The sequence below is a fragment of the Streptomyces liliiviolaceus genome (genome assembly GCF_018070025.1).
Lineage (GTDB): Bacteria > Actinomycetota > Actinomycetes > Streptomycetales > Streptomycetaceae > Streptomyces > Streptomyces liliiviolaceus.
Map to the genome: position 1 here is coordinate 5,394,664 of NZ_JAGPYQ010000001.1, position 11,285 is coordinate 5,405,948.

Annotated in this window: 6 protein-coding genes; all 6 read right to left on the minus strand. The window is 69.1% G+C overall.

Going from position 1 to position 11,285, the window contains the following annotated elements; translation table 11 throughout:
• Positions 1-8: 8 nt before the first annotated feature.
• Complete coding sequence (locus J8N05_RS23470) at positions 9-1,625, minus strand: glycoside hydrolase family 13 protein (protein ID WP_210885615.1); 1,617 nt, start codon at positions 1,623-1,625, stop codon at positions 9-11.
• 174 nt (positions 1,626-1,799) lie between these two features.
• The gene (locus tag J8N05_RS23475) at positions 1,800-2,675 is read right to left on the minus strand and encodes a carbohydrate ABC transporter permease (protein ID WP_210885618.1); all 876 of its coding nucleotides are present in this window, start codon (positions 2,673-2,675) and stop codon (positions 1,800-1,802) included.
• A gap of 20 nt (positions 2,676-2,695) precedes the next feature.
• The gene (locus J8N05_RS23480; protein WP_210885621.1) at positions 2,696-3,658 is read right to left on the minus strand and encodes a carbohydrate ABC transporter permease; all 963 of its coding nucleotides are present in this window, start codon (positions 3,656-3,658) and stop codon (positions 2,696-2,698) included.
• 74 nt (positions 3,659-3,732) lie between these two features.
• Positions 3,733-5,151, minus strand: a complete 1,419-nt coding sequence (locus J8N05_RS23485; protein ID WP_210885624.1) for an ABC transporter substrate-binding protein — start codon at positions 5,149-5,151, stop codon at positions 3,733-3,735.
• A 289-nt stretch (positions 5,152-5,440) separates the two neighbouring features.
• Positions 5,441-6,454 carry a LacI family DNA-binding transcriptional regulator gene (locus J8N05_RS23490; RefSeq protein ID WP_210885626.1) on the minus strand — a complete coding sequence of 338 codons (1,014 nt, stop codon included), beginning with the start codon at positions 6,452-6,454 and terminating at the stop codon, positions 5,441-5,443.
• A 91-nt stretch (positions 6,455-6,545) separates the two neighbouring features.
• Entirely contained in the window at positions 6,546-10,832 is a 4,287-nt protein-coding gene (locus tag J8N05_RS23495; protein ID WP_210885629.1) for a discoidin domain-containing protein, read from the minus strand.
• Positions 10,833-11,285: the final 453 nt, after the last annotated feature.

Genomic DNA, 11,285 nt, shown 5'->3' on the forward strand with positions numbered 1-11,285 from the left:
CCGTGCCCTCAACTCCGCAGCCACACCGCCGTGTCGGAGGGCAGCCTGCCGTCGGCGTCCAGTGGTCCGCTGGAGAGGAGCACCTCCGTGTGCTCCGGCAGGGCGGCCGGGCCGTCCGCCAGGTTCACCACGCAGGTGAGGTCCGGAGAGCGGCGGAAGGTCAGGACGCCGCCGGCGGAGGGCAGCCATCGCAGGGGGCCGTCGCCGAGGGCCGGGTCTGCGCGGCGCAGTTCCAGTGCGGCCCGGTAGAGGCTGAGCATGGAGTCGGGGTCGTCGGTCTGGTGGTCGGCGGCGTAGGCGGCCCAGCCCTCGGGCTGGGGCAGCCAGGGTTCGACCGCCGAGCCGAATCCCGCGTACGGCGCGTCGGCCTTCCAGGGCAGCGGGACCCGGCAGCCGTCGCGGCCCGGGTCGGTGCCGCCGGAGCGGAAGTGCATCGGGTCCTGGATGCGGTCCCGGGGGATCTCCGCTTCCGGCAGGCCCAGTTCCTCGCCCTGGTAGAGGTAGACGGAGCCGGGCAGGGCGAGGGTGAGCAGAGCGGCGGCGCGTGCCCTGCGGGTGCCGAGCCGCAGGTCCGTCGGTGTGTCGTAGGTCTTGGTGGCGAAGTCGAAGCCGGTGTCCTGACGCCCATAGCGGGTGACCGTGCGGGTGACGTCGTGGTTGCACAGCACCCAGGTGGCCGGCGCGCCGACGGGGGCGTGTTCGGCGAGGGTGTCGTCGATGGCCGCGCGCAGCCTCTCCGCGTCCCAGGGGCAGGACAGGAAGCTGAAGTTGAAGGCGGTGTGCAGTTCGTCGGGGCGCAGGTAGCGCGCGAAGCGCTCGGAGTCGGGCAGCCACACCTCACCGACGAAGACACCGCCGTACTCGTCGGCGATGCGCCGCCAGGAGCGGTAGATCTCGTGCAGGTCGTCCCGGTCGATGTACGGGTGGGGGTCGCGGCCCTCCACGAACTCGGGCAGGTCGGGGTCCTTGGCGGGCAGTGCGGCGGAATCGATGCGCACGCCCGCCACTCCGCGCTCGAACCAGAACCGCAGCACCTCCTCGTGCTCCTCCCGCACTGCGGGATGGGCCCAGTTGAGGTCGGGCTGCTGCGGGGTGAACAGATGCAGGTACCACTCGCCGTCCTCGACCCGGGTCCAGGTCTGGCCGGAGAACTGCGAGGGCCAGTCATTGGGCGGGAGTTCGCCGTGTTCGCCGCGGCCGGGGCGGAAGTGGAAGAGCTTGCGTTCGGGGCTGCCGGGTCCGGCGGCGAGTGCGGCCCGGAACCAGGCGTGCTGGTCGGAGACGTGGTTGGGCACGATGTCCACGATGGTGCGGATGCCCAGCGCGCGGGCCTCGGCGATGAGTTGTTCCGCCTCGGCCAGGTCTCCGAAGGCCGGGTCGATGACACGGTAGTCGGCGACGTCGTAGCCGCCGTCGGCGAGCGGGGACAGGTACCAGGGGGTGAACCAGATCGCGTCGACGCCCAGTTCGGCGAGGTAGGGCAATCTCGACCGGACGCCCGCGAGGTCCCCGGTGCCGTCACCGTCGCCGTCGGCGAAGCTGCGCGGATACACCTGGTAGATGGCGGCACCGCGCCACCAGTCGTCGGTGTGTCCGGGGGGCGTTACGGGCTGAGGGGCTGCCACGTGTCGGTCCTTTCGGGGCAGGGGTGGTTCTCCGCCGCCGCCCCGGACAGCGAGGCGTCGGGAACGGGACGGCGGCGGAGGATCGGTGGGGGCACCTGCGTGGTGTTCGCTGTGGATGGCGCCCGGACTGCGGGGAGCGCCCGGACTGCTCGTGCGTGAACCGCCTTGGCCGGGTCAGCCCTTGAGGCCGCCGGCCGTCAGTCCGCTCATGATGTTGCGCTGGAAGATGAGGAAGAGGATGAGCGTGGGCAGGGACGCGATGGTCAGGGAGGCGATCAGGACGTTCTCGGGCACGCTCGTCGCCAGGGAGTAGATGCCGACGGCGAGGGTCTGTTTCGACGGGTCGGGCAGGACCAGCATCGGCCAGAGGAAGTCCTTCCAGACGCCGACGACGGCGAAGATGGACACCACGCCGAGGATGGGCCGGGAGACGGGCAGCACGATGGACCACAGGACGCGCAGGGGTCCCGCGCCGTCCATGGAGGCCGCGTCGAGCAGTTCCTTGGGGATCGAGTCGAAGAACCGCTTGAGCAGGAAGATGTTGAAGGCGTTGGTGACCGACGGGAGCCAGATCGCCCAGGGCGAGTTGAGCAGGTTGCGTTCGACGATCGGCACGTCCAGCGCGGTGAGGTACTGCGGTACGACGAGGACGGTCGCCGGGATCATCAGGGTGGCGAGCATCAGGCCGAGGATCATCTTGCCGAGTACGGGCCGCAGTTTGGACAGCGAGTAGGCGGCGGCGACGTCGAGCACCAGCTGGAAGGCGAGTGCGCCGAACGCGTAGTAGAGGGTGTTCATCAGGAGTTTGGCGAGGTCCATCACCTCCCAGGCCCGCTTGTAGTTCTCCGCGTGGACGGAGCCGGGCACCCAGGTGGGCGGGGTCTGGACGGCTTCCTGGGTGGTCTTGAGCCCGCTGGTCACCATCCAGTACAGCGGGCCGAGGAAGGCCAGCGTGAACAGGACGACGACGAGCGCGAAGGCCACCCAGTACAGGGCCTTGCCGCGCGGGCGGGCCAGTTGGGCGGGCGAGATCAGCGTGCGAGTGGACATGTGCGTGTCTCCCCCGGGTCCTAGTCCTGGTCGGCGCGGTTGAGTTTGGTGTAGACGGCCGAGAAGCCGGCCAGCAGGACGAGCAGGACCAGGCCGAGCGCCGCCGCGGCCCCGTAGTTGTTGAAGTTGAAGGCGTACTGGTAGATCAGGTAGACGACGGTGGTGGTGGAGCCCTCGGGTCCTGCGCCGCCGGTGAGCAGGAACGGCTCGATGAAGACCTGCATGGTGGCGATGATCTGCATGAGGAGCATCAGCAGCAGGATGAGCCGGGTCTGCGGGACGGTGACGTGCCAGACCTTGCGGAACAGTCCCGCGCCGTCGAGTTCGGCGGCCTCGTACAGCTCGCCGGGTACGCCCTGGAGCGCGGCGAGGTAGATGAGTGTCGCGCCGCCCATGTTCATCCAGGTCGAGGCGACGACCACGGAGAGCATCGCGGTGTCCGGGTCCTGGAGCCACTGCTGGGCGGGGACGCCGAAGACGCCGAGTATCTCGTTGAACATGCCGTACCCGGGGTCGTACAGGTACTTGAAGAGCAGGACCGACGCGGTCGGCGGGAGCATCACCGGCAGGTAGACCAGCAACCTCAGGTAGCCCTGGCCGTGCCGGAACTCATTGATGATCAGGGCGGTGACGAACGGGACCACGAAGCCGAGGAGCAGGGCCAGCACCGTGAACCACAGGGTGTTGCGCCAGGCCTGGCCGAAGGCCGGGTCGTTCCAGACGGTGACGAAGTTGTCCCAGCCCACCCAGCTGACGTCGCCGTCCTCGGTCTTCTGGAAGGCGAGGAGGAACTCCCGGACGATCGGGTACCAGGAGAAGAAGGCGAAGCACAGCACCGCTCCGATGAGGAAGCCGTGGGCGGTGAGGTTGCGGCGCAGGGTCTTGCCGAACCCGCCGTCCGGGAGGTGCGGCGCCCTCGTGCGGGGCTTGCGGGGACGGCGGTCCTTGACTGCCGGGTCCTTGGTGAGGGTGGGGGCCGACATGCTCGCTCCTTGACGTGCTGCGGCGGCGCGCGGGCGGGCCGGGCGGTGGTGTCACCCGCCCGGCCGCCGCACGGTCACTGGGTGGCGAGAACCTGGTTGACCTGGGACTCGGCGGTGGACAGGAGCTTGTCGATGTCGGCGTCCTTGTTGGTGAGGATGCCCGACATGACGTTGTCGAGGACCTTGTAGATCTCCTGGGCCTTCGGCGGTTCGGCCTTGCCCGGGACCGGGGTGTCGGTGAACGCCTTGAAGTTCTCCACCGGCATGGTGGCGAACTCCTTGCGGGCCGCGTCGTCCTTGGACTTGGAGCCGTTCAGCCACAGGTTGGGCTGCGGGAGCCCCACGGGCAGGTCGTCCGCCTTGGAGCGCTGCCAGTCGTACTGGCCCTTGCCGACCGTGGTGAACTTGAAGTTCAGCCAGGCGATGGAGGCCTTGACCTTGTCGGCCGAAATACCCTGCTTGATCATGTAGTTGTTGCCGCCGGCGAGGGTGTTCTCACCGCCCGGGATGGGTCCCATGCCGAAGTTCTCGTACTTGGCGCCGAGTTGCTGGACCATGTACGTGACGTCGTCGGGCGCGGCGAGGAACATGCCCAGCTTGTCGGTGGCGATCTGCTTCTGGAGGTCGCCCCACTTCAGCAGCTGGGTCTTGCCCATGGAGTCGTCGTCCCAGCGCATGGCGTGCAGGTTCTCGGCGACCTGCTTGCCGGTCGCGTCGTTGAAGGCGGCCTTCTTGCCGCTCGCGTCGACGACATCGCCGCCGAGGCTGTACATCTGCGCGGTGAAGTGCCAGCCGCCGGTGTTGGCCGCGCTGTACTCGCCGAATCCGGCGACACCGCCGCCGAGGTCTGCAATCTTCTTGGCCGCGCTGCGGACCTCGTCCCAGGTCTTCGGCGGGGCGTCCGGGTCGAGGCCGGCCTCCTTGAAGAGCTTGCGGTTGATGAGCAGGCCCATACGGTAGTTGCTGGTGGGCAGGCCGTAGAGCTTGTCGTCCTTCTTCAGCGAGCCCAGGACGTCGGGGTCGATGTCCTTGAGCAGCGGGACGCTCTTGTCGTTGACGTACGCGGTGATGTCCTGGGCGCCGTCGTTGTCGAGGACCTGGGGCAGGTCGGTGAAGTAGGTGTAGAACACGTCGGGCTGGGACTTCGCCTTGAGCATCGCGGTGAAGCGCGGCGGCTCCAGACACTGGCCCGGCGTGGAACGTCCGTTGATCGTGACGTTCGGGTACTTCTTGTTGAACTCCTTGACGTCCTCGTTCCACTGCTTGAGCTCGGCCGCCTTCGCCGCGGGGGGCATGCAGTCGATGGAGATGGACACCTTCGTCTTCGGGTCCAGCGGTGCGGCGGGATCGGCTTTCGCGCCGTTGCCGGAGCCGTTGTCGCCGTCGTCGCCGCTGCTGCTCGTGCCGCAGGCGGCGAGTGCCGTCAGCGTGAGCGCGGAAGCGAGGGTGACCGCGCCGACGCGGCGGGTGCGGCGGAACCGAGCTCTTCTCATGGGTGGTCCCCTTCGGGCATGAACGTGGAAGGCGCCCTCATCGCCGGTGCGATGTGGGGCGCCGCACACTCAACCACCGCGAACAGATGACCGCAATATCTCGCGCAGCTTTCGTAAATGATTGACAGTCCGACGCATACGGTTGATCTCGGGAAGAGTGCGTGCACGCAAACACGAGCGCGGTGCGGCCGAGTTCGGCCGCACCGCGCTCGTGTCGTGCGAACAGGCCCTGTCGTCAAATTCCCGCGTGCCGGGCGACGCCTGGCACGCGGGAATTTGACGACAGGGCCTAGCCCCGCGGCGCCTGCGTCGTCGAGCCGCGGACCACCAGTTCCGGCTCGAACAGCAGCTCGCCGGGCTGCACTTCGGCGCCCTGGATCTGGGCGCACAGCAGGTCCACGGCGGCCCGCCCCATGGCCTCGACGGGCTGGCGGACCGTGGTCAGCGGGGGCTCGGTGCAGTTCATGAAGGCGGAGTCGTCGTAGCCGACGACCGAGACCTGCTCGGGCACCGCCAGGCCCCGCCTGCGGGCGGCGCGGATGGCCCCGAGGGCGAGCGGGTCGCTGGCGCACACGACACCGGTGACGCCCCGGTCCAGCAGGCGGGCGGTGGCCGCCTGGCCGCCCTCCAGGGAGAACATCGACCGCTCCACGTACGCGTCGGGCAGGGACCCGCCGGCCGCCTCTGCGGCGGCCCGGGCCGCCGCCAGCTTGCGCCGGGAGGGGATGTGGTCGCTCGGGCCGAGGACCACGCCGATGCGCTCGTGCCCGAGCAGGGTGAGGTGGCGCCACGCCTGCTCCACCGCGACGGCGTCGTCGCAGGAGACGCACGGGAAGTCGAGCCCCTCGATCGGGGCGTTGATGAGCACGACCGGGATGCGCCGTTCGGCGAGCTGCCGGTAGTGGTCGTGCGGCGCGTCGGCCTGGGCGAACAGGCCGCCGCCCGCGAACACCACGCCGGAGACGTGCTGTTGGAGCAGCAGCTCCACGTAGTCCGCCTCGGAGACGCCGCCCTTGGTCTGGGTGCACAGCACCGGGGTGAGCCCCTGCTGGGCCAGCGCGCCGCCGATGACCTCGGCGAACAGGGGGAAGATCGGGTTCTGCAGTTCGGGCAGGACCAGGCCGACCAGACGCGCCCGCTCGCCGCGCAGCTGCGTGGGACGCTCGTAACCGAGGACGTCCAGCGCGGTGAGCACGGACTGCCGGGTGCTGTCCGACACTCCGGGCTTGCCGTTGAGGACCCGGCTGACCGTGGCCTCGCTGACTCCAACCTTCTTGGCTACCTGAGCAAGTCGTCGCGTCATGAGCGCAAGGCTAGCGCAAGCCGCGCAAACGGCTTGCGCCAGCCTTGTGGGCCTCCTTTCGGGCACCGTCCCCTATCTCGCCGGGGTCACATCAGGGGTTGATGTTGATCTTGAAGGTGGAGGTGGTGTTGCGGACGTCCACGGCGTTGCCGCCGAACCTCAGACCGTTGAACGTGACCTCGCCGACCGCCGGGCCCTGACCCGGTTCCGGCAGCTCGTTGGCCCACAGCCCGAACCCGGACTTCGCGTCGTAGGCGTCCCCGCTCTTGCGGGCGCCCGTCACCGAGATGTCGGTGAGGATCGTGTCCTTGATCGGGTTGATGGGCCGACCGCCGGCGTCGTACTGGGTCTGGAACATGATTCCGCTGTAGGTCGGGTCCACGATGTCCACGTCGTTGACGCGGATGCCCTGGAAGACCTTGGAGGCGGAGAACAGCCAGATGCCGGGGAAGGTCTGGCTGCCCCAGAAGTGGCCGCCGGAGCGGACCACCGAGACGTTCTCGACGGTCGTGGGAGACGTGCCGAACCCGTTCATCGGATAGCCGAAGTCCAGCGAGCTGATCGTGATGCCCGAGTAGACCAGGGTGTCGGCGATGTGGATGTTGCGGAAGGTGTTGTCGTAGCCGCCGTAGACGGCGATGCCGGCGGCCCGCCAGGTGAGGATCGAGGTCAGGTTCTCGTAGAGGTTGTCCTTCATGTCGGCGCCGCCCGCGTCGATCGCGGAGAACAGCGCGAAGCTGTCGTCGCCTGAGGCCCGGGACTCGTTGTTGACCACGTGGTTGTCCGTCGACCCGTTGGTCATGTTGATCGCGTCGGCGAACGTGTTGCGGATCCGCGCGTTGCTGATCGTCACCCGGTCGGTGTTGGCTCCCCAGTAGAGGCAGACCATGTGCTCGGTCCAGGTGTTGTCGATGACCATGTCCGACACGTTCGCGAAGTCGAACACCTTCCCCGGCCCGTCGATACGGGAGGTGTAGTTGCCGAAGTAGGCGAAGTTCTTGAACGAGGAACCCTTAGCGGTGTTCTCCGCCCGGAAGCCGATGTCGGTGTTGTCCTGGCCCGACGGGGCGTGGAACTGCGTGTACCAGGGTCCGGCGCCGACCACCTGCACGGCCTTGCCGTACACCTGGAACTTGCTCGACGTCTCGTAGTCGCCCGGCGGGAGGTAGACACCGGTGAGCTTGCCGGTGGTGTCCATCCGCACCCGGTCGAGGGCGTTCTGCACGTCCTGGTGACCGAAGCCGGCCGGGACGGCGTACGCGGCCGGGTCCGGGTTGGCGACCGGTGAGACCTGCTCCAGGCTGACGAAGTCGATCGCGTACTTGGAGGTGTTGGCCGCGTCCTTCTGCAGCCGGATCTTCGCCCCCTCCGGAACGGTCTCGCCCAGCATCAGGTGCGCCTCGTCGTAGATGTGCCTCGGGGCTCCCGCGGACGGGGAGTTGCCGGGGCCGGCCTCCGCCCCGTACAGCCAGGCGTACTTCGAGGTGAGCGGCAGCGCCTTGCGGAAGGTGCCGTTGACGTAGACGTTGAGGGTGGCGTCGATCCCGCCGCCGCCCGCGGAGTCCGGGATGGAGAAGCGGGTGACCAGGGTGTTCGTCGCGGCCTTGGCGGTGAACTCCACGTACTCACCGGTGCTGTTGAGGGTGACCGCCTTGCGGCCGGACGCCTCGCCCGCGAGGTCGCCGACGGTCCGGTTGGGCCCGACGGTCGCCGCGCCGCCACCGGTGGCGCCGTCCTCCGCCTCGTACATGTCGTAGGGCATGTTGGCGCCGCGTCCGACGAACAGGGACTGGCTCGCGGTGTTGTTCTCCCGCTTGACCGGGAGTTCGTTGGCGTCGGCGGCGACCGTGGTGCGGACGGTGTACGAACCGTTGGCCGCGGTCCAGGTGCCGAGCGTGACGGCCCCGCTGGTGGCTCCGGCGGCGATCGTGCCGTCGTAGGAGCCGGTCAGGGTCTTCACCGTGGCGCCCTTGGAGTCGACGAGCGTGACCGTGATGCCGTGCGCGCCGCCCGCCGAGGCGGTGGTGCCCTGGTTGCGCACGGCGGCCTTGAAGGTGACCGTGTCGCCGTCCGCCGGGCCGGACGGTGTGGTGGTCAGCACCGGCACGAGGTCGGAGCTGCTGACCGGGCGTACGACGAGTGAAGTGGGGCTGGTGTAGGTGTTGTTGGTCTCGTTCTGCTCGATGACCGCGCCGGCTTCGTCGGCGACGGCGCTGAGCTGGTAGGTGCCCGCGTCGCGTGCCCCGATGGAGGCGCTGACGGTCCGTGTCGCGCCGGCCGCGAGGGCGGCGACGGACGCGGTGGCGACCTTGGTGCCGCCCAGGCGCAGTGCGACGGCGCTGGCGGGTGCGGCGGCCTCGCCGCTGTTGCGGACGGTGGCGGTCAGGGTGATCTCGTCGGACTCGACCGGTGAGGCCGGGGACGCGGTCAGCGCGGTGACCTCAAGGTCCGGGTTGGGCGCGGCGGTGCCGATCACCTGGAACTCGGCGAGCTGCCCGGCCGGGGCGCCCGTGTTGGAGGTGAAGCGGAGCTGCACGTCGGCCACGCGCGCGGTGACGGGCACGGTGACGCTGTTGCCGCTTGAGGGGTTGAAGGCGTAGTCCTTCGCGGCGACCAGGCTCGTAAAGCCTGAGGCGTCCTGTTCGCGGCCGAGGACCTGGATGTTCTGGGTGCGGGCTCCCCAGGAGCTGTCCGGGTTGAGCTTGAGGACGAGCGACGAGACGTCGGCGTTGGCGCCGAGCTTCACGGTGAGGGTGGCGGGGTGGCCGGAGCCCTCCCAGTAGGTGGAGGTGCTGTTGTCGTTGGCGTTCTCGGCGGCGAAGGTGTGCACGGTCGAGGAGGCCGTGATCGGCTTGCCGACCGCGAGGTTGGAGCCGGGGCCCGAAGTGCCGTTGCGGGTCACGGTGTTGCTGTCGCCGGAGACGTTCCCGGCCGCGTCCTTGGCCCGGACGAAATACGAGACCGTGGCGCTCGCGGACCGATTGTCGGTGTACGTGGTGACCGTGCCGCCGACCGTGGTGAGCAGGCTGTTGTTGGCGTACACCTCGTAGCCGGTCACCCCGGTGTTGTCGCTGGAGGCGTTCCAGGCGAGGCGGATCTGCCCGGCGGCCGGTTCGGTGAGGGACAGGTTCGCGGGCGCGGTGGGTGCCTGGGTGTCACCGCTGTCGCCGCGGCGGGTGACGGTGTTGCTGTTCCCGGAGACGTTCCCGGCCGCGTCCTTGGCCCGGACGAAGTAGGAGACCGTGGCGCTGCCGGGGCGGTTGTCGGTGTAGGTGGTGACGGTGCCCGCGACGCTGGTCAGCAGCTCGTTGTTCGCGTACACGTCGTAGCCGGTCACTCCGGTGTTGTCGTCGGACGCCTTCCAGGTCAGCCGGATCTGGCCGGTGGCGGGCTCGGTGTAGGCGAGGTCCGCGGGCGCGCTCGGCGCCTGGGTGTCGCCGGTGGCCGGTCCGTAGACCTCCAGCTCGGACACCTGGGCCGCGGGCTGCACGGTGTTGGCGGTGACCAGGACGCGTACGTACCGGGTGGTGGTCGCGTCGAAGGAGATCGTGACCGAGTTGCCGTCGCCCGGCGCGAAGGCGTAGGCCTTGGACGCGGTCAGGTCGGTGAAGTCGGTGCCGTTGGCGCTGCCCTGGATCTTCAGGGTCTGGCTGCGGGCGCCCCAGCCGTCGGGCAGGCGCAGCACGACCCGGTCGACGCGCACGGAGGAGGCCAGGTCCACCTGGATCCACTGCGGCAGGTCGTTGTTGCGGCTCTCCCAGTAGCTGGCCTTGTTGCCGTCGGCCGCGTTGGCCGGCACATAGGTCTCGTTGTGGCTCGACGCGGTGAGGGTGCGGCCGCGGGCCAGGTTCGCGGAGGAGTCACCGGCCTCGCGGACCTCCAGCGCGGAGAGCTGGGCGGCCTGCCATCCGGTGTTGGCGGTGATCTCGATCCGGATGTGCCGGGCCTGGGCGGCGGGGAAGGTCACCGTCACCGTGTTCGCGCTGCCGGGGCTGAAGGCGTAGGACGCGGAGGTCTTCAGTGTGGTGAAGCTGGTGCCGTCCGCGCTGCCCTGGACGGACAGGGTCTGGCTGCGGCTCTCCCAGCCGGCCGGCAGTCGCAGCACCACCTCGTCCACGCGGGCGGTGGCGCCGAGGTCGGTCTGGACCCACTGGGGGAAGCTGCTCCCGGCGCTCTGCCAGTACGTTCCCTGGTTGCCGTCGGTGATGTTGTTCGCGGCGTATTCGGCGTGGGCGCTGCTGGCGGTGGCGGGCCGTCCGGCGGCGAGGTCGGGCCCGGCGGCCTCCGCGGCGGAGGTCAGCGCCGGCCAACCCAGCAGGAGCAGGGCGGTGGAGAGGACGGCGGCTATCCCCCGCCATCCCCGGCGTTGCGGTCTCATGTGTCCCCGATCTCCGTCCCGGTCCGGAGGTGGGCGGCCCCGGGGCGGCTGTGTGGGTGGGTTTCCGTGGGGGTCGGCGCATCGCGCTTCAATGTGCGGTGAAGAGCACTATCTTTTGCGTCGATCGATCAGAGAGTTGCAGACGGTTGGCAGTACGTCTATGGCGTGAGCATGTCCGAAACACAACCCTGCGGTCCGCCCTCACCTGCCGCGGCACCGGGCCAGCGGCTTTCGTGCGGACTGTCGGAAAACGCAAGTGGGGATGCAAGCCGCTTCCATGTCAACTACCGGTAGTACCGGGACCGTTGACAAAGTGGAGACAGGCTAGAAACCTGTGGGCGTAGTTTCCGCAAAGAATCGACTGAGCAGCTCAATTTACGTGCAAGGTGCCGGTGCATTCCTCGTCGGACACTTCCCTCCCTCTCCCGCACTCCCCGTGCCTGCCCCGGTGTG

Coding starts and splice junctions, on each gene's coding strand:
- J8N05_RS23485 (WP_210885624.1), bottom strand. CDS start 5,151: ATGAGAAGAGCTCGGTTCCGCCGCACCCGCCGCGTCGGCGCGGTCACC.
- J8N05_RS23495 (WP_210885629.1), bottom strand. CDS start 10,832: ATGAGACCGCAACGCCGGGGATGGCGGGGGATAGCCGCCGTCCTCTCC.
- J8N05_RS23480 (WP_210885621.1), bottom strand. CDS start 3,658: ATGTCGGCCCCCACCCTCACCAAGGACCCGGCAGTCAAGGACCGCCGT.
- J8N05_RS23475 (WP_210885618.1), bottom strand. CDS start 2,675: ATGTCCACTCGCACGCTGATCTCGCCCGCCCAACTGGCCCGCCCGCGC.
- J8N05_RS23490 (WP_210885626.1), bottom strand. CDS start 6,454: ATGACGCGACGACTTGCTCAGGTAGCCAAGAAGGTTGGAGTCAGCGAG.